Below are 19712 nucleotides of genomic sequence, written 5' to 3'. Positions count from 1 at the left end.
AGTAGCAGGATGGAAGAGAGTAAGAAAAAGAAGATAAGATTTGGATATATTGACTTGTTGGAAACGATTGCGATAATATGTATAGTTTTTTATCATGGTGCGATTGGAAATGCAAACATCTTGAGCGGGAAAATGACAGGGTATGTTAATTATTTTATTCAGACATTAGTAGCGGTAGCAGTTCCGCTGTTCTTTGTGGTTAATGGATTTCTGTTATTTGGAAGAGGATTTAATCTGAAAAAACATATAAGAAAGACAATTCGGGTTGCAGCCATTGCTATCATATGGGGCGTAATTACGATCATATTTTTAATGTTTATTCGGGGAGAATACTTGAGTGCAAAAGAATTTTTGCTTACGTTTTGGCAGACAAGGCCGAACTGGACAAGTCACTTGTGGTTTTTGGGAGAACTTGTGTGTATTTACCTGTTATTTCCGGTATTATATTACATTCATCGTGATCAGAGAAAAATATTTATATACTTTGTAGTTATCGGAATTGCAATGATATTTGGAAATACTTTTCTCAATGAGATGGGGATGTTGGCAACAGTTGTAATACGTCATCCAAAGAATATAAGTGGTATTAATTTTTTCAATATGTTCAATCCGTTTACAGGGAATAATCCTTGTGATATTATATATTTCTGTATTGGAGGATTAATATATACATATAAAAATATATTGGAAAAAGTGCATATTATGAAATGCAAAGTTTTGATGGTTCTGGGCTTTTTGCTAAATAACATATGTTTATTTATAATTGGTATATTATATTCAAAAATAACGAATACATTTTGGGACACGGTATGGGAAGGTAGGAGTACAATTTTTGTATTACTTAACGCGATTTATGTATTTCTATTTTTTATGGATTTTAATAAAAATAATAGATTACAAAAACAGTCGGAGATCACTTTAAAGGATAGATTCTGTAAGTGTATTGAAGTGATATCAAAGAATACGATGGGAATATATCTTGTTCATGTATTAGTTCTTAGAACGATAGAAAAGTTTTCAATACAAGCTTCTTTTACTTCCAATATTACAGTGGGAATTATATATAGTATAGTAGTTACGTTGATTTCTTTAATAATTACATTATGTGTTAAAAGAATTCCGGTGGTAGGTAAATTCATCTAAAACAGTAATTTTTTTCAAAATAATGAAAAAAATTACTGTTTTAGATGAAAATGTGTTAAAATGTATTGTAGGCAAGAAAAAATTTTCTATAATGCCTACCCTATATAATAATTTTCAGAAAAATCTGCCGCATTAATGAATCGGAAATTCGATTCGTAAGGCGGTAGATTTTTTTATGAAAATTGGATTAAAAAACAAAAATTAAATCTATTATTTTTAAAAATAATAGATTGTTATATAAAAGAATGAGAAGGGAAAGTGAAGTTGAAAAGATGAAGATGTGTTACACAGATGAAGAGAACATATTGATTTTAATATCACTATTGAAAGCTCACGGTATTAGAAAAATTATTGCATCGCCGGGGACAACTAATATTAGTTTTGTCGGGTCCGTTCAAAGTGATCCTTTTTTTGAAGTCTATTCGGCTGTAGACGAGAGAGCAGCGGCTTTTATGGCCTGTGGTTTGGCAGAAGAAAGTGAGGAACCGGTTGTATTGAGCTGCACTGGTGCGACAGCATCCCGTAATTATATTCCAGGATTGACAGAAGCTTATTATAGACATCTACCGGTTTTGGCGATTACATCGACGCAGCATACAGGGCGCATAGGACACTATTATGCACAGGTTATTGATAGAAGCGTAACATTTCCAGATGTAGTGAAAAAAAGTATTCAACTTCCGTCTGTCTTTTCGGAGGAGGACAGGCAATATACGATAACTGCAGTAAATGATGGCTTGTTGGAACTTGTGCATAGGGAAAAAGGACCGGTTCATTTTAATTTGACAACAGTTTATTCTGCTCAATTTACAACAGAAGAACTTCCAAAATGTAGAGTTATACATAGAATAATGACCGATGAATTCCCGAAAATACCAGTTGGTAAGATTGGAATTTATGTTGGAGCACATGAGGCATTCAGTCCTGAGTTGACTGCAGCAATAGATGCATTTTGTGAAGCAAATAATGCAGTGGTGATTTGCGATCAGATTAGCAATTATCGTGGGAAATACCGTTTTCTGGCAAGTCTGGTGAACAATCAGGAAAAAGAGTTTGGAACCAGAATTTTTGATCTGATAATATATATTGGTTCTGTGCATGGAACATATCTGAGATTTGTTGGAGAACAGCTGTGGCGAGTGAATCCGGATGGTGAAATTAGAGACTGCTTCCGAAATCTGACCTATGTTTTTGAGATGGAGGAAACGACTTTTTTTAAGCACTATTCAGAAAAACAGCAGGAAAATACTTTAATAGATATATGCATTCAGGCTCAGAAAAAGGTAAATCGGTTAGTTCCGGAAGTTCCGTTTTCAAATATTTGGATTGCCAAAGAAACCGCAGATAGAATTCCGGCAAATTCGGTGATTCATTTTGGAATTTTAAATTCTTTGAGATCTTGGAACTTTTTTGAAACGCCAGAGGATGTGTTATGTTATGCGAATACGGGAGGCTTTGGGATTGATGGATGTTTATCTTCTTGTATTGGAGCAGCTATAAGCAATCCGAAAAAAGAACATTATCTGATAATAGGAGATTTAGCCTTTTTTTATGATCTTAATTCAATTTGCAATGCTATACCGTGTAATGTGCATATTCTTTTAGTAAATAATGGAGTTGGAACAGAATTTAAAAATTATGATAACAGAGCAGCGATGTTTGGGATGGATGCAGATCCTTTCATGGCTGCTAAAGGACATAATGGATTTCGAAATTCAGAGCTTGTGAAGAAGTTATGTGCCAATCTTGGAGTTATGTATATGTGTGCTTTTTCGAAAGAAGAATATAACAGACAAAAAGAACAATGGTTATGTAAACATAAGAGTCCCGTACTATTAGAAGTATTTACAAATGATAAGGAAGAAAGCCAGGCATTATTAATGATGAATTCATTGGCGAAAAATACTGGCATAAAAGCCGAGTTAAGAAAAACTTTAGTGTATAAATTTGCTAAGAGATTATTCAGGAGATAATAAAATGAAAAAGATAGAATATCTTATTTATACAAAAGAAGTAGAGCCAAGCATGGTTGTACAACAATTTAAAAAGGATAATATAAAATGTATTTTGGCGCTGGATGTAAGATCTGCTGTATATTACGCTACTGGAATTAGTGCTCAGTGCGGAGAGATTGTTGCTGTATGTGTGGATGGGAGCAATGCGTCTAGAAGTGCTTTTTCTGGAATGACAGAAGCGTTCTACCGACAACTGCCGGTGATACTGATCACTTTGGGAAATAGTCTGGATTACACAATGGAGTTGAAAGATGTTGTATTGGGACATTATCTGGTAAAGGATGCAAAGGAAATTTTGAACTTTGCGAATTATAAGCTTCCGGCACACATTGAGCTTGGAGAGGAAATAATTATAGATACAGAAGTAGAATCTTTGAAATTACAAGAAGCTTTGATGGAAGCAGTTTCGGAAAAAGATTATCTTTATTTTTCGCCGAGATTTCAGACAAAGGAAAAAGATTTTATGTGTAAGTGCATAAGTGGTGGAATGTCTAGGTGTAAGGATGGAACATTGTCAAATGTTCTTGGCGCTTCTTTAGCTCAAAAAAGAAGACGCTATATAGGAGTTGTTACGGAGGAGGAATTTCTTCATGATATGAACACACTTGGGAACATTCATGCGAATAAGGATCTTTTCTTTATTGTTATTTCTCAAAAATTTGAAAAAATGATTGGAGATTATGCAAGAACATTGAATTATGAAGTGATATGTGAAGCGGAAGACAATATTTGTGGAACGAGCTTGAAGAGGTTATTTGAAAACGGAAAACAAACGATTTTCATCATGCTCAAAAAATAGTGCTTTTGAAGATTTTGTCTTAATATACTAAAGGAGGGGTTGATATTCTTTACTTGCTAAGTGAGACATGGAAAAATAGAGTGTGTGAAACTTTTTCTGTAAATAGCTAATAACAGCAAGGTCTTCTATGGTAAAATATAAATCATAGGGAGGAAAAAATTGTAAAGGGCTGGGTCGCATATAGAGAATATGATCAGAGCTGGTGTTATGATGTAGATGGGAAATTAGAGTGGTGTGAGGAAAAACCGGAAAAAGGGGACTTTTATTGGTGAATTATTAGCAGAAAATAAGATGTCAGTCAAAGTATTACGCAGTAATGATACCTGGTATGGTATGACATACAAGGAAGATGTGGTTACAGTGAAGGAGAGCTTTGAGGAGATGCTGAAAACAGAAGTGTATAAGGAAGATCTATTTTCTGATTTATAGTATGTCAAAGTATAGAGATTAGAACTGGTTGGATAGTCAGTTTTAATTTTAGAGGAATACTTTAATACGGTGATATGTGAAAAATATTAATATCATGAACATTGAGGTGTTATCATATTTACTTGTTCTCATCTGATTTATCCCTGATATCATCTAATTCATAATCATGTCTGTCATCTCGCCAGTTTGTAGATGCAATACATAAGCAGCAGACAACAATCAGGCATGCAATGGCAAAGACAATAATTATAAGAAGAATAAAATTATGCATAAGAATACATTCCTTTCGGATTAATATTTTGTGTAAAATTGAAAAATTTTAATAGTGCTTGGCTTCATTTTATGTTATATTTAATTTAATAGGTCTGTTAATATATAATATGACTCAAGGAAATATTTAATAACCAAAGAGAAAAATATATTATAATAAAGATGATTTTAATCCAGTGTTGCAAATCATTAAAATAGCACTGGAAAAATACAAGATAAGTCGTGATAATAAAAATTATGTGATTTTGAAAAATAAGAATTCAGGTAAAGTATTGAGTATAAATGGCGGTTCGGCAAAGAATTCTGCCAATATAGAACAACGAGACTATAAAGATGAAAAATCACAGAAATGGATTGCGGTAAAGCAGACAAATGGTCGAATCGTTTTCTTATCTGCATTAGATGCAGATTATTGCGTAGATCTTCAGGCAGCGATCGCAGCAAATGTAAGTAATATTCAACTCTATAGTATGAATAATACGTTGGCACAGCAATGGAAAGCAGTGGAATATTTTGTCTCCTAGTAGACGGAGGTCGAAAAACAGGTGGTATTTTGTGGTATGTGGGCGGTTGAACATCCAGATGTTGTGGAAGTGGTGAGAGTATACGGAAAAAGCAGGTGGATGAAGAGGTTTTGTGACTTTTCATTGCTTGCTTTTTATAAAAATAAGTAAATAGGTTGTCAGGAATAAGAAAATGTTTTATTCTATTAATAACGTGTAGTTAGATTTTGTACTTGTGTTTCGCAAGTGTTGGTAAAAATGGTAGTGAGATATGCGTTCTCTTACTTTTTTAACTATGATTGCAGAATAGTCTTTAAGCATCGCATAATGAGTAACTACACGTTATTTTTATAAAAGGATAAATTGAAAATGATAAACGAAGTTAAAAGTAGAAATGAATTAGCAGATCTTTTGGGGATTTCTCATAAAAGATTAACATATCTTTTATATATAAAACATTTGGAGAATATGTATACATCGTTTGAAATTCCGAAAAAAGTGGTGGACAACGTTTAATTAATGCACCAAATAAGGAATTAAAACTTATTCAAAGAAGACTAGCAAATGAATTATATGAATATCATACAAGACCAGCTATGAAAAGTCAAGCTTAAATTAGCTGGAAATTAATAAATCCTTTTCGTGGTAAAAATGGGTAACCTTAATAAGGCTCCCTGGAGGGTGCTTTTAAACAAATCTAAGATGTAGGTATCCAGACCTCTTATTCGAGGTTAAATTCCAGGTTGTCAGTCATCATTTTCCAGATGATTCTGACGAGCTTGCCGGCACAGTGCCCAAGAGCATTATAGTGAGTCCGGCCTTCAGCCATCTTGGCGTCATAGTAAGTCTTGAAGGCGGCATTGCTTTTAACAACATTGTGAGCTGCATTAACAAGTGCATATCTGAGGACTTTAGATCCACGTTTTGACATTCTGGTCTTCTTAGCCTGAAAGTTTCCAGACTGATAGACAGAAGGGTCCAAATCGGCATATGCAAGCAGCTTGTTGAGGCTGGAGAAATGGTGGATATCACCGATTTCGCCAAGTATCATTCCTCCATTGATATATCCGATACCAGGAATGGTCATAATGACAGAATCATTGAATTTCATGATTTCCGTCATTTCAGCTTCAACTCTTTCTAATTGGCTATCGAGTAACTCTATTTGTTGAATTGTGTGAGTTACCTGGATAGATAGAGAACTGTCGCTGGCACCGATAGACTTCTGTGCGAGAACTCTTAACTGCTGAGCCATCTTTTTGTCAAAGCGTCCATGCGAGTTCACTTTGAGAAAATGAGCCAGATGAGTCATATGCATAGAAGCAATAGCTTCCGGTGTTGGTGCTTCTTTTAGAAGCGCATAGACAGATTTTTGATGCAGACCTGATTTGAAGAAATACTGCAATTCAGGGAATATCTCATCCACGTAAGAAGTCAGTTGAATCTTTAGGAGGGTTCGCTGCTTAATGGTTTTCTGACGGAATCGTCCAAGGGCTTAGTCCATCAGATCAAGATCATAGAAGGTCACAAATCTGAGAGATTCCTGCATCATGAGAGTTTTGCAAATGATGTATGTGTCGACTTTGTCAGTCTTCGTTTTGCGAATGTTGTTCTTACGCATAGTAGAAGTCTTGATGGGGTTCAACACACACACTTTGTAATTCTTAGCAACAAGATATCGAACAAGGTTGTCGCCGTAGTGTGTCGTCGATTCAAGACCAATGATGAGGCTGTCCTTGTCTAGAGAATCTAGCTTGGAAATCAGCAGTTGGAAGCCATCATTGTCATTTGTAAATTTGAACGGCTTGATTAATTCTTCACCATCAGAAGATATGGCTGAGGCAAAGTGATTGAGTTTGGCAATGTCAATGTCTACATAAATTATGAGGTTGTACCTCTCTTTCTAAAGTCTGATACCGTGATATCCACCAGCGATTATCATCGTAGACTTGATGGAAATAAGTACTCGGATTACTCCGGCAACATCCAGCTATAAACAATTCAGATAAAGGTAGCGGCAATACACTCCTTAGAGTAGTCAAAGCTACAGGGCAAAATCAAAAGTCCACAGTATCTGAATGTATTGAACCACGATATTAAAAAAAAGGAAACGTGTGATAATTAACTTCCTAATTATCATACAAATGCAAAATGATATTCAACCAGTTCATTATCTAAATGAAAATTCTACTTTACGAAAGGATATATCAGATACATTTCAAAGAATACTTAAGGAAGATGATAAAGAAGAAACAGAAACACAAATAATGCTAAAGGACTACTTACTTCATGAACTTATGTTTTATAAGCCGTATCAAAGGAATTTTGTGAATAGAAATACTAATGAAAAATCAAGAAAATGTTTTTGTGATGAATGTGAATGGAGATATGTTCCTAATGTTAGAGGGATTGGCTTACAGCAGGCGATACCAGAATATGAGATACCTAATACAGGCTTATTGACTACATACTACGATATGGGCGTGTACATACAGGTCAACGCAGACAGCATCACTGGCGGCGCAGGAAGAAAGATTAAGAAATTCATAGGAGCACTTCTGGACGAAGAACTGATATACTGCGTCGGAACCGATGCACACGATAAAAAGCACAGACCGCCGAAGATGAAGAAGGCAGCTATGTTATTTCCTTTTGTACAAGTGGTGACAGCCTGTTGATGTGGTCGGAGTATTCGGATTTCATGGGATATTGCATGGAAGTCGAATATGGAAAATTGAAGGAAACATTTCAGGAACATTGCGGGAATGACAGCACGTTATTTGACGGAAAAGTGATATATGATCATGATGAACAGACAGAATTACTGGAAGATACCATAGAGCGGCTTCTGTTATCGGATGGAGAAGATTATAAAACCATTCATGGCTGGGATGATTTGGATAGCGCAGAAGAAGAGGATGTCAAATTATTTGTAGATCATATCTCAGTGATCTGCCTGTTGTATAATATGTTCTTCAAAAAGGAATGTTTTGCACAGGAGCAGGAATATCGCATGGTGTTCCTCTGTGTACATAAAAGAGAGCATCAAGTGCCGGAAAATAGCATTCCGGTGGAATATCGGATAAAAGATGAAGTATTTATTCCGTTTATAAAAATGAAGCTTGGAGATATAAGTTGTTTAAAATCTGTTTGCGTTGGGACGAAGAATACAAGTGATCTGGCGGTTAAGGGATTGCGGCATTATTTTGGAAGCAGAAATCTGGAAGTGCGTGTGAAAAAGTCGGAGATTCCGCTGCGGTATTGACAGTCGTTGGAGACGGGAACGGGCAAGCTTGGAAGAAAGCATTCAGCTCTTGAGTTATAAAAAGTTTTCTGATATCATTATTCTAAATGTAAAAATGATAGATTGACAAAATGAGCGAAAAATGAAACGGAGATGAAGAAAATGGAATATACAGAATTTGGAAAGACACAACTTCGTGTATCCAGGATGTGTCTTGGTACATGGGGAATCGGAGGTGCCGGATGGGATTCTTATTCCGACGAAAGCCGGATGGATGCGATCAAGGCAGCAGTAGATTGTGGAATCAATTTTATTGATACGGCACCTGCCTACAACGGAGGCAGGGCAGAACAGTATATCGGAGAAGTTGTGCACAAACTTGGCGTCAGGAAAGAAGTGATCCTGGCTACCAAGTGTGGAAATGAATTTATTAATGGAAAATATGTACGCTGCGGGTCGGCAGATAAGATCATGCGGGAATGCGAAGAATCACTCCGTAATCTGAAGACAGATTATATCGATGTATATCTGGTCCACTGGCCGGATCCGAATGTTCCGATGGAAGAGACAATGGATGCGCTTAATACATTGAAAAAGCAAGGAAAGATTCTGCATATCGGAGTATCGAATTTTACAAAAGAACAGATGGAAGAAGCAGAAAAATATTGTGCTATAGAAGCATATCAGCCACAGTATTCTATGGTAGATCGGAAATGGGAGCAGCTGATCCGGTGGGCCTGTGCTCAGAAAATGGGAGTTATGACTTATGGAACGCTCGGAGGAGGCATTTTAACCGGAAAATACAGAGAACTCAAGGAATATGGTGTGGATGATAACCGAAACCGGTTTTACCCATATTTTAAAGAACCGTTGTTTTCAAAAGTAATGCTTCTTTTAAGAACAATGGATCAGATCAGTGAGGAACGAAATGTTCCATTGTCGCAGATTGCATTGAACTGGACCTTGCAGAGACCTTTTATTTCTTCTTGTATTATAGGAGCGCAGAGCCGCGATAAAATTGAGGAGAACTGCAAGGTATTTGAGTGGAAATTAAGCGATGATGAGATGCAGCTGCTGGAACAGGCTTTGAAAAAGACTATTATATAAGACTACAAAGGAAGACGAGGAGGAATAAACATTATGGAAGAGAAGCGTACCGGCTTATTTGAAAATGGTCTGATCTGGTTCGGCGCAGGGGTTTCGATCGCAGAGATCCTGACCGGAACATATCTGGCCCCGCTTGGCATGGGAAAAGGACTGGCAGCAATCATAGTAGGACATATCATTGGCTGTCTGATGCTTTTCCTGGCAGGAGTGATCGGTGGAAAAGTCAGAAAGAGTGCAATGGAGACTGTAAAGATGAGCTTTGGACAGAAAGGAAGTGTTCTGTTTGCGGTCCTGAATGTGTTGCAGCTTGTCGGCTGGACTGCGATCATGATCTATGACGGGGCACTGGCAGCAGACGGTGTGATGCATACCGGTAGATGGATCTGGTGCCTGGTGATCGGAGCGTTGATCATTCTGTGGATTGTGATCGGAATTACGAATCTGGGCAAGATCAATACTGTTGCGATGGCAGCATTATTTATCCTGACACTGATTCTGTGTAAGGTGATATTTACAGGAAGCGGGGCGGGAACACCGTCTGACGACAGTATGACATTTGGAGCAGCAGTAGAGCTTGCGGTTGCGATGCCATTATCGTGGCTGCCACTGATCAGTGATTACACAAGAGAGGCGAAGGAGCCGGTGAAAGCAACTGCAGTCAGTGCGGTTACATATGGAATCGTAAGCTGCTGGATGTATGTGATCGGAATGGGAGCTGCTATCATTACCGGAGAGTATGACATTGCACAGATCATGTTAAAGGCAGGTCTTGGCATCCTGGGACTTCTGATCATTGTATTTTCAACAGTTACAACCACTTTCCTGGATGCATACTCTGCTGGAATCTCCAGCGAGACGGTTGTAAGCAGATGGAACGGAAAGCATGTTGCTATCGTTGTGACAGTGATTGGAACGGCCGCAGCAATTGTATATCCGATGGATAATATAACAGATTTCCTGTATCTGATCGGTTCTGTATTTGCACCGATGATCGCTATTCAGATTGCTGATTTTTTCCTGTTAAAACAAGACAAGAGCAGTCGGGCAGTATATGTGCCGAATATGATCATCTGGGTGATTGGATTCGTTGTGTACAGAATTCTTATGAATGTAGATATGCCGGTGGGGAATACATTGCCGGATATGGTGATCACGATCGTCCTGTGTCTGATCGCCGGGAAATTAATACCTGAAAAAAATCAGAAAAAATAAGATTGATAATTCATAGACAAAATCTATCTTCCACACGTATTCAGCCAGAGGTATGACACTCAAAAACCGTGTTGTAATGATGCCTATGGGAAGTGATTTCGCCGGACATGATGGGGAACTGAGCGACGAACATATCAAATATTATGAGCTGCGTGCACGTGGCGGCACAGGGCTTCTGTACGTGCGAGACGTATCATTGACGGAACGGATGCCGGACGCCATATGGTATTGAATACCCTTGAAAGATTGAACTATCTTTAAAATATGTCCCTAAAAGGGAACCCCTTTCCAATATAAATATAAATACAAAGAAGCTTCGGAGAATCCTGTTACCTGTGATTCTCCGAAGCTTTTTATGAAAATAACTATCTCCGGTTCTACTTCTATGATATGATATAACTGATGAATGTAAGAAATAATATTTTAAAACAAAATATTTCAAAATAAAATAAAAAAACAATTTGGGGAAATACGTAATGAAAAGTTTGCTGATTCTCGGTGCAGGCGGATTCGGCCGGATGGTAGCGGAGACTGCGCAGGCACTGGGGTATGAAAAGGTTGTATTTTTGGATGATGCGGTGAAGGATGAACCGGTCATCGGAATGTGCTGTGATTATGAGATCAGACATAAGGAGTATCCGGTGGCAGTAGCAGCATTTGGAAATAACAAGATGCGTCTGTACTGGACGGACAAATTGCTGGAAGCGGGGTATGAGGTACCGGCAATCGTGCATCCGTCTGCAGTTGTAAGTCCGAGTGCGGTGCTGGAACCGGGCTGCTTTGTGATGCAGAGAGCGGTGGTAAATACCAATACCCGGATCGGACGTGCGGTGCTGGTGAACAGCGGGGCGATCGTAGATCACAATTCAGTAGTATGTGCCGGAGCGCATGTCGGACTGGGGAGTGTTGTAAAGTCAGACTGTACGATCGAGAGCGGATGTAAAGTGGAGGCAGGAGAAGTGATCTTCTCAACCAGAAGGAAGATCGAGGGCGTGGACAGCCGGAGTCTGGAAGATGCCGTGTACGCATTTGGTTTCGGGCAGCAGTGCAGTTATGTGAAGCCGTTCGGAGAAGGCCACATCAATGAGACTTATGCAGTCTATATGCCGGGCGCAGATGGAAAGGATACGCCGCTCTATGTTTTGCAGCGCATCAATATTAATGTATTCAAGAACCCGGATCAGGTAATGGCGAATATATTCGGCGTTACGGAGTATCTGCGCAGTATGATCCGTGAGGAAGGCGGAGATCTGGACAGAGAGGCATTGTCTTATATTAAGACAAAATCAGGAGAGAGCTATTTTGAAGATGCGGACGGACAGCCATGGCGCTGCCTGCATTATGTACCGGATTCTGTGTGCTATCAGATGGTGGAGAGACCGGAACAGTTCTATCAGTCGGCACTCAGCTTTGGCCATTTTCTGAAGCAGCTGGGGGATTATCCGGCCGAGAGTCTCTATGAGACGATTCCGAAGTTCCACGATACGGTGAAGCGTTTCCGTGATTTCAAAGATGCACTGCGGAAAGATGTGAAGAACAGGGCAAGACTTTGCCGTGAAGAAATAGAGTTTGTACTGGCACGCGAGGATGACTGCGGTGTCCTTATGAAGCAGCTTGAGGAAGGAATACTTCCGCTCCGTGTGACGCACAACGATACCAAGCTGAATAACATTTTGTTTGATAAGAATACAGGAGAGGGACTGTGCATCATCGATCTGGACACGATCATGCCGGGACTTGCGGCAAATGACTTTGGTGATTCCATCCGGTTCGGGGCATCGACAGCGGAAGAAGATGAGAAGGATCTGAACAAGGTGCACTTTGATATAGAGCTTTACCGCATCTACGTGAAAGGGTATCTGGAGATGGCGAAGGATGTACTGACACCGGCGGAGAACGCCAGTCTTCCGTGGGGAGCGAGACTTATGACGCTGGAATGCGGTATGCGTTTTCTTGCTGACTTCCTCCAGGGCGATGTATATTTCAAAACAACTTATCCAGAACACAATCTTGTTCGGGCAAGAACACAGTTCAGGCTTGTAAAAGAGATGGAAGAACAGTTTGATCAGATGCAGGAAATCGTTGAGACGTTCTGAAAGTGATGGGCAAATTGTTGTAACTAAAATACAATTTAATTTCCAGTTTAAAGTTGACAGATAATAAAATACATTTTATTATAAATATAAGTTTGATATATAAAGATAACGAAGAGAGTTAAAACGGAAGGAGAATTCAACAGATGTTAAACGATAATTTTGTAACATTTGAAATTGGAAAAGCAAAGCATATCGCACTCGTTGCCCATGATGGTAAGAAAAAAGAACTGATCGAATGGTGCGACAAGAATAAGGAAATCTTAAAAGGTCATTTCTTATGCGGTACAGGTACAACCGCACGTCTGATCGCAGAGAAGACCGGGCTTCCGGTAAAGGGATATAACAGCGGCCCGCTCGGAGGAGATCAGCAGGTCGGAGCGAAGATCGTAGAAGGACAGATCGACTTTATGATCTTCCTGTGGGATCCGTTAGAGGCACAGCCGCACGATCCGGATGTAAGAGCATTATCCCGTATTGCCGTACTTTACGATATTCCTACAGCTAACAATCTTGCAACAGCAGATTTCATGCTGAAGTCTGAATTTATGAATTCTACATATGAAAGAAAGGTAGAGAACTTTAACAAGACCATTCAGGACAGAGTGGAGAAGATGAAATAGAAGCTAAAGAGCAGCTGCGCATTCCGCAAAAAAAGGAATCGCAGCTGTTTTTTTGCCTTTTATATTTCTGCAAAATAAGATTGACATACCGTATCATCTGTGTTATTCTTACACCGTAAACTTTAATGCTTTAAAGCGCAACACTTTAAAGTGAATTAGCGAAAACAAGTAAAAAGAAATGAGGAAAGTAGAGGAGAAAAGTTATGGCGATGAAATTATTGATGCTGGTGATATTTTTTGCGATTATGGTATCGGTCGGCATCTATGCAAGAAAGCATGCGACAAGTGTAGACGGCTATGTATTGGGAGGAAGATCGGTAGGCCCCTGGCTTACGGCATTTGCGTATGGAACGTCATATTTCTCCGCAGTTGTATTCGTAGGATATGCAGGACAGTTTGGATGGAAATATGGTCTCGCATCTACATGGATCGGTCTTGGAAATGCGATTATCGGAAGTTTGCTGGCATGGGTTGTGCTCGGAAGACGTACCAAGGTTATGACACAGCATTTGAATTCTAAGACGATGCCGGATTTCTTTGGTGAGAGATACGAAAGCAAGGCGCTTAAGATTACAGCTTCTGCAATCGTATTTATATTCCTGGTTCCGTATACGGCTTCTGTATATAACGGATTGTCAAGGTTATTCGGAATGGCATTTAATATTCCTTATAAATATTGTGTGATCGGAATGGCAGTGTTTACGGGAATTTATGTTATTCTTGGCGGATACATGGCTACGGCGATCAATGACTTCATTCAGGGGATTATCATGCTGGGTGGTATCGTGGCAGTTATCCTGGCGGTATTAAATGGTCAGGGCGGATTTATTCAGGCAATTAAGACAATGGCAGAGATTCCAAGTGATGTGCCGGTGACAATGGGACAGCCGGGCGCATTTACTTCATTCTTTGGGCCGGATCCGTTAAATCTTCTGGGGGTTGTTATCTTAACTTCTCTTGGAACATGGGGACTTCCACAGATGGTTGGTAAGTTCTATGCGATTAAAGATGAAAAATCAATTAATACAGGAACTGTGATCTCTACGTTATTTGCGAGCGTGATCTCCGGAGGATGTTACTTCCTCGGAGGATTCGGAAGATTGTTTGATGCACCGGAATTACATGATGAGGCGGGCAATATGATCTTCGACGGAATCATTCCACATATGTTATCAACACTTCCGGATATCCTGATCGGTATCGTAGTAGTGCTGGTATTATCGGCTTCCATGTCAACCCTGGCTTCGCTGGTACTGACATCCAGCTCGACATTGACTTTGGATTTCTTAAAAGACAATGTGATGAAAGATATGAGTGAGAAGAAACAGGTACGAACCATGCAGGTGATGGTAGTATTCTTCATTGTATTATCAGTAGTGATTGCAATGGATCCACCTACATTCATTGCACAGCTTATGGGAATTTCCTGGGGTGCACTGGCCGGAGCATTCCTTGCACCGTTCATGTATGGATTGTACTGGAAAGGTGTGACAAGAGCCGCGGTCTGGGCAAGTTTTGCGGCAGGTGTCGGAATTACGGTTTTGAACCTCTTCTTCCACTTTATTGCATCTCCGATTAATGCAGGAGCAATTGCGATGGTAGCAGGACTGATCGTAGTGCCGGTAGTGAGTGTACTTACACCAAAACTTAAGAAAGACAGGGTGGATGAGATATTTGCCTGCTATGATGAGAAGGTTACAATCACCAAGAAACGTTCTCTGGAACAGAATTAATCGAAATAATCTGAAAAATCGAACATATTAAAAAACATCAATGGAAGTGATTAAATTTATCACTTCCCTTTTGCGTAGGGATATGTTAGGATATAAAAGTATTAAAAATGAACAACAAAATTGATGATTATTATTGCAAGATGATAAGATTTGAAATATTGAGTAAAAGGAGAGGCTTTTAATTATGAAGAATTATCAGAAATATGAGAAAAGTTATTTTATGCCGCCGGAGGTTACATATGACTGGGCGAAAAAAGATGCGGTAGAACAGCCTCCGAAGTGGTGTAGCGTAGACTTAAGAGATGGTAACCAGGCATTGATCGAACCAATGAGTCTGGATGAAAAGCTGGAGTTCTTCCAGATGCTGGTTGATATCGGATTTAAGGAGATTGAGGTTGGATTCCCGGCTGCTTCCGAGACAGAGTATCAGTTCATGAGAACTTTGATTGAGAAAGATATGATTCCGGATGATGTAACCGTTCAGGTCCTGACACAGGCAAGAGAACACATCATCAAGAGAACATTTGAAGCTGTAAAAGGAGCACCTCACGCAGTGATCCATTTATACAATTCTACCTCTGTTGCACAGAGAGAGCAGGTGTTCAGAAAAGATAAAGAACAGGTAAAACAACTTGCGATCGACGGGGCAAAATTACTTCTGAAGCTGGCTAATGAGACAGATGGTAACTTCACATTTGAATACAGTCCGGAAAGTTTCCACGGAACAGAAGTGGACTATGCCGTAGAAGTTTGTAACGCTGTTCTGGATGTATGGCAGCCGACAGCTGATAATAAAGCAATCATCAATATTCCTACAACTGTAGAAAATGCAATGCCTCATACATTTGCATGCCAGTTAGAGTATGTACATAAGCATTTGAAACACAGAGAGAATGTGGTACTTTCACTTCATCCACATAATGACAGAGGATGCGGAGTGGCAACTGCAGAACTGGGTATTCTTGCAGGAGCTGATCGTATCGAGGGTACATTGTTTGGAAACGGAGAACGTACCGGTAACGTTGATATCATCACACTTGGAATGAATATGTATTCCCAGGGTGTAGATCCGGGACTGGATTTCTCTAATATGAGAAAGATCCGCGCGACATATGAGCGTCTGACCAGAATGCAGGTATATGACCGTCAGCCATATTCCGGAGACCTGGTATTTACTGCATTTTCCGGATCACATCAGGATGCGATTGCCAAGGGTATGGCATGGAGAGATGAGAAGAAATGTGATAAATGGACAGTTCCGTATCTGCCGATCGATCCAAAAGATGTCGGAAGAGAGTATGATTCGGACGTTATCCGTATCAACAGTCAGTCTGGTAAGGGAGGCGTAAACTACATCTTAATGCACAGCCACGGAATCAATCTTCCAAAGGCGATGCGTGAAGAAGTAGGATATATGGTAAAAGATGTATCGGATAAAGCACACAAAGAGCTGACACCAGACTGGGTATACCAGATCTTCTCTGATCACTATATTAATACCAAATCCATCTTCCATATTGATGAGTGCCATTTTAAACAGGTAGACGGAATTACCGCAGAAGTGACGATCAATCATGCAGGAGAGAGTAAAGTGATCACTTCGAACGGAAATGGACGTCTGGACGCAGTAAGTAATGCAATTAAGCAGTATTTCAATATCAGCTATGAATTATCCTTCTACGAAGAACATTCGCTTACAAAGGGATCTTCTTCTAAGGCTGTTGCTTATGTGGGAATTATCTGCAACGGAAAGACATTTTGGGGTGTAGGAATCGATCCGGATATTATCAGAGCTTCCATTGAAGCCTTGATCGTTGCGGTAAATAAGATTGAAGAACTCGGGAGTGCTGATGCATGTACGGATGCAAGAATGATCGAGATCATGAATTATGTACAGGCAAATTATATTGACATTACATTAGATGACCTGGCAGAAAAATTCTTCCTGTCCAAACCTTATCTGTCAAAATACATTAAGGAAAAATCCGGAATGACATTTGGGGATCTGGTGAAGAAAATCCGCATGAAGAAAGCGAAAGCACTGCTCAAAAGCAGTAATATGACAGTCGAGAACATTGCAATGTCAGTCGGATATCAGAATGTTGAGCATTTCAACAGATTGTTCAAGAAAGCTTATGATATGACTCCGATGCAGTTTAGAAATCAGAAATAAAATAAGTAGTGAAAAGTTGCGAGGGATGTGCCGGAAAGTGCATCCCTTTTAAAAGTGCGTAAACGGAAAAATAAAAATATACATATAAAAAGATAGGAATCGAGATGGATTTCATGTATAATAAATAATAGACTTTACAGAAAACATGATTGGGAGGAAGAGATAGAAATGTTAAAGTACATATTGATGATCCTTGGCGGTGTGATTTTTATCGCAGGATACTACTTCATGCAGCAGAATGAAGGCAGGGGGAAGACGATGATGTTCTATTCGTTGTTTACTTATGCCGGACTGACACTGGTGATCCTTTCCGGGGCAAGAGTTCTGGATCCGTTCTTTGAAAGTATCGGGGATAACGGTGAGATGGTTCAGCTTGCAGTAGAAGTTGCCTGCTTTGTAATTGGTGCGGAATTACTTCTGAAGCCTGCATTTGAAGACCAGAAAGAGATCGGAACAAAGAAGAATATTACACCACGTGGATCCGGAGATTCGTTCAGCGCCAAGGCGAATAAGAAAGAAAACACTAAAAAGAAGACAAAGAATAATAATCAGATTAAAAGAAGTTACAGTACGGGGAATAAAAAGTATCGTAAAAAATAAAAGAAATATATAACGTGTAAGGGGAAATCTGTGGGAGCAGATTTCCTTTTTTGTTGTCGTGTGTTCATAATTCATGTAGACAACATAAAAAGGAAACCTCGTTACCATTGGCATGTGAGTTATGTAGATAATAAAAAAAGAAGACCTGCATAAGCAAGTCTTCTTTTTATGTACGGTATTTAATTCACGAATTATTTACCTTCAACCATCTTGTCGAACTTCTTAGTAAATGCTAACATGATAACTCCGCAGGCAACGATGATGATTGTAACAACACCATATGCTTTGACGAAGTCGAAGTTTCCGAGCCAGTTATAAAGTGGTCCGTAAGCTTTACCAGAGAAGAAGATGATCAGTGGCCATACACCAAGCATTGTTCCAAGAAGTTTCTTTGGAGCATATTTGCTGATGAAAGCATTTCCAAGTGGTGAGAAGATAACCTCTCCAAGTGACATACATACAGATGCCAGGATGATTACCCAGATACCAACTGGATCTTTTGTTCCCTGTCCTGAAAGTGCAGCGGCAAGAACCATAGATCCTGTACAAAGACCAAGGATGATAATTCCGATAGCAGTCTTTGTGAACATTCCCCAGTCACCCTGTGGACGCTGTCTCATCTTAGCCCAGATACCTGCGAAGATAGGGCAAAGAATGATACAAAGAAGTCCGTTCATTGAGTCGAACCAGGCAGTAGGCATCTCGAAGGAACCGATGTTCCAGTTAGCCCATCCAGATCCTCCCTGAGATACTGGACCGAATTCATAGTAAACAGGCATGTAAGCCATGTACCAGATCAGCCAGAAGATACCAGAGAATACGGTTACGATCAGGATTGCGATAACACGGTTTTTCTCAAGCTTCGTAAGTGGTGCATTGTCCTTTTCTTTGTCTGCTTTTTCAACATTCTCAGAACGGTTATCAACAAGGAATGGTTTCTTTCCGGCATCGCCGAAAGATTTCATTCCAACGAACCACCATACACAGTCGATAAACAGGAAGATTCCGCAAACAAGGAACATTGTACGGTATCCAGCGTTTGTACCAATCAGTGAAAGGAATGTAGTACCACAGAATGATCCGATGTTAACGAACATGTACTGTAAATTGAATACAGTATCAAGTTCATCCTGGTCAGCTAATGGGAAGAGACGTCCGTTGATACCGGATACGTTTCCTTTGAAGAAACCAGTACCGATAGAAACGAGGATAATCATTGCCCACATCATTGCGATACCATTGGCTTCTGTTGCTCTCCAAGCACACAGATAACCAAGACCCATAAGGATCTCACCAACAGGAACAAGGATACGCGGACTAATCCAACGGTCAGCGATATATCCACCGATGATAGGTGTGATATAAGTAAATGCTACCAGGTTAGAACTCATTGCAGCACCAACGGATTTGTCAAGTCCAAGACCACCGTGAGCTGCTGTGGCTACGATAAAGATCGAAAGCCCCCATTTAGCTGCATAGTATGCAAGTCTTTCAAAAGAGAAAGTCAGACAGCACACATAGAAACCAAATGGTAATTTTTTCTTAGTGTTCTCCATGAGATTCACCCTCCAATATGAAATTTTTCTTTGGTTTTAACGATACGAGGAAAATCCCCTCTTATGATTAAAACTCTCAACGCAGTTAATCTTATCACAAACTAGACCAAAGTACAACCAATTGTTTAAGAAAAAGTTAAGGCTTTTCTTATTTTTTTAGAAATTCATATGTGGAAATGTAATAAATTGGTAGAACAAATGGAAAGTAAAAG

19 protein-coding genes are annotated in these 19712 nt (G+C 39.5%); 15 read left to right on the top strand and 4 right to left on the bottom strand.

The window, feature by feature from the left end:
* Nucleotides 1–9: 9 nt before the first annotated feature.
* The 4 genes from NQ508_RS08170 to NQ508_RS08155 all read left to right on the top strand — a co-directional run bounded on the left by NQ508_RS08170 (nt 10) and on the right by NQ508_RS08155 (nt 4386).
* Nucleotides 10–1143, top strand: a complete 1134-nt coding sequence (locus NQ508_RS08170; RefSeq protein WP_006427307.1) for an acyltransferase — start codon at nt 10–12, stop codon at nt 1141–1143.
* Nucleotides 1144–1415: 272 nt separating this feature from the next.
* Nucleotides 1416–3116, top strand: a complete 1701-nt coding sequence (locus NQ508_RS08165) for a thiamine pyrophosphate-binding protein (protein ID WP_044919924.1) — start codon at nt 1416–1418, stop codon at nt 3114–3116.
* A gap of 4 nt (nt 3117–3120) precedes the next feature.
* Nucleotides 3121–3957, top strand: a complete 837-nt coding sequence (locus tag NQ508_RS08160; RefSeq protein ID WP_006427309.1) for a thiamine pyrophosphate-binding protein — start codon at nt 3121–3123, stop codon at nt 3955–3957.
* Between the two features lie 291 nt (nt 3958–4248).
* Nucleotides 4249–4386, top strand: coding sequence for a hypothetical protein (locus NQ508_RS08155; RefSeq protein WP_006427310.1), 138 nt, complete (start codon nt 4249–4251; stop codon nt 4384–4386).
* A gap of 118 nt (nt 4387–4504) precedes the next feature.
* Here the strand turns inward: NQ508_RS08155 and NQ508_RS08150 are convergent, their stop codons facing one another.
* Nucleotides 4505–4657, bottom strand: a complete 153-nt coding sequence (locus NQ508_RS08150) for a hypothetical protein (protein WP_006427311.1) — start codon at nt 4655–4657, stop codon at nt 4505–4507.
* Nucleotides 4658–4832: 175 nt separating this feature from the next.
* Here NQ508_RS08150 and NQ508_RS08145 point away from each other — a divergent pair, with 175 nt between their 5' ends.
* The gene (locus NQ508_RS08145; protein WP_006427312.1) at nt 4833–5180 is read left to right on the top strand and encodes an RICIN domain-containing protein; all 348 of its coding nucleotides are present in this window, start codon (nt 4833–4835) and stop codon (nt 5178–5180) included.
* Nucleotides 5181–5880: 700 nt separating this feature from the next.
* Here NQ508_RS08145 and NQ508_RS08140 read toward each other — a convergent pair.
* The gene (locus NQ508_RS08140; protein WP_242654732.1) at nt 5881–6585 is read right to left on the bottom strand and encodes a transposase; all 705 of its coding nucleotides are present in this window, start codon (nt 6583–6585) and stop codon (nt 5881–5883) included.
* 69 nt (nt 6586–6654) lie between these two features.
* Nucleotides 6655–7023: an IS110 family transposase gene (locus NQ508_RS14270; RefSeq protein WP_259829110.1), complete on the bottom strand. Its 369-nt coding sequence runs from the start codon at nt 7021–7023 to the stop codon at nt 6655–6657.
* 280 nt (nt 7024–7303) lie between these two features.
* Between NQ508_RS14270 and NQ508_RS08130 the strand changes: the two genes are divergently transcribed.
* The 10 genes from NQ508_RS08130 (at nt 7304) to NQ508_RS08085 (ending at nt 17944) form a co-directional block, all read left to right on the top strand.
* Entirely contained in the window at nt 7304–7837 is a 534-nt protein-coding gene (locus NQ508_RS08130; protein ID WP_006427314.1) for a CpsB/CapC family capsule biosynthesis tyrosine phosphatase, read from the top strand.
* The gene (locus tag NQ508_RS08125; RefSeq protein ID WP_006427315.1) at nt 7837–8424 is read left to right on the top strand and encodes a DUF2971 domain-containing protein; all 588 of its coding nucleotides are present in this window, start codon (nt 7837–7839) and stop codon (nt 8422–8424) included. Before NQ508_RS08130 ends, NQ508_RS08125 begins: the two co-directional genes overlap by 1 nt.
* A gap of 141 nt (nt 8425–8565) precedes the next feature.
* The gene (locus NQ508_RS08120) at nt 8566–9510 is read left to right on the top strand and encodes an aldo/keto reductase (protein WP_044919900.1); all 945 of its coding nucleotides are present in this window, start codon (nt 8566–8568) and stop codon (nt 9508–9510) included.
* A gap of 33 nt (nt 9511–9543) precedes the next feature.
* Nucleotides 9544–10722: a putative hydroxymethylpyrimidine transporter CytX gene (gene cytX, locus NQ508_RS08115; RefSeq protein ID WP_006427317.1), complete on the top strand. Its 1179-nt coding sequence runs from the start codon at nt 9544–9546 to the stop codon at nt 10720–10722.
* 52 nt (nt 10723–10774) lie between these two features.
* Complete coding sequence (locus tag NQ508_RS08110) at nt 10775–10954, top strand: hypothetical protein (protein ID WP_006427318.1); 180 nt, start codon at nt 10775–10777, stop codon at nt 10952–10954.
* 244 nt (nt 10955–11198) lie between these two features.
* Entirely contained in the window at nt 11199–12818 is a 1620-nt protein-coding gene (locus tag NQ508_RS08105) for a phosphotransferase (RefSeq protein WP_006427319.1), read from the top strand.
* Nucleotides 12819–12961: 143 nt separating this feature from the next.
* On the top strand, nt 12962–13438 hold the full coding sequence (locus NQ508_RS08100) for a methylglyoxal synthase (RefSeq protein WP_006427320.1): 477 nt from the start codon (nt 12962–12964) through the stop codon (nt 13436–13438).
* Between the two features lie 203 nt (nt 13439–13641).
* On the top strand, nt 13642–15171 hold the full coding sequence (locus NQ508_RS08095) for a sodium:solute symporter family protein (RefSeq protein ID WP_006427322.1): 1530 nt from the start codon (nt 13642–13644) through the stop codon (nt 15169–15171).
* A gap of 184 nt (nt 15172–15355) precedes the next feature.
* Nucleotides 15356–17344 (top strand): 2-isopropylmalate synthase, encoded by a 1989-nt coding sequence (locus tag NQ508_RS08090; protein ID WP_006427323.1) that lies wholly within the window; start codon nt 15356–15358, stop codon nt 17342–17344.
* Nucleotides 17345–17512: 168 nt separating this feature from the next.
* Nucleotides 17513–17944 carry a hypothetical protein gene (locus NQ508_RS08085; protein ID WP_006427324.1) on the top strand — a complete coding sequence of 144 codons (432 nt, stop codon included), beginning with the start codon at nt 17513–17515 and terminating at the stop codon, nt 17942–17944.
* Nucleotides 17945–18135: 191 nt separating this feature from the next.
* Here the strand turns inward: NQ508_RS08085 and NQ508_RS08080 are convergent, their stop codons facing one another.
* Nucleotides 18136–19500, bottom strand: coding sequence for a peptide MFS transporter (locus NQ508_RS08080; protein ID WP_006427325.1), 1365 nt, complete (start codon nt 19498–19500; stop codon nt 18136–18138).
* Nucleotides 19501–19712: the final 212 nt, after the last annotated feature.

It is taken from the genome of Dorea longicatena (assembly GCF_025150085.1).
Taxonomy (GTDB): Bacteria; Bacillota; Clostridia; order Lachnospirales; family Lachnospiraceae; genus Dorea_A; species Dorea_A longicatena.
The sequence above is the reverse complement of the archived record's forward strand: the minus strand, read 5'-3'. Positions and strand labels throughout refer to the sequence as shown.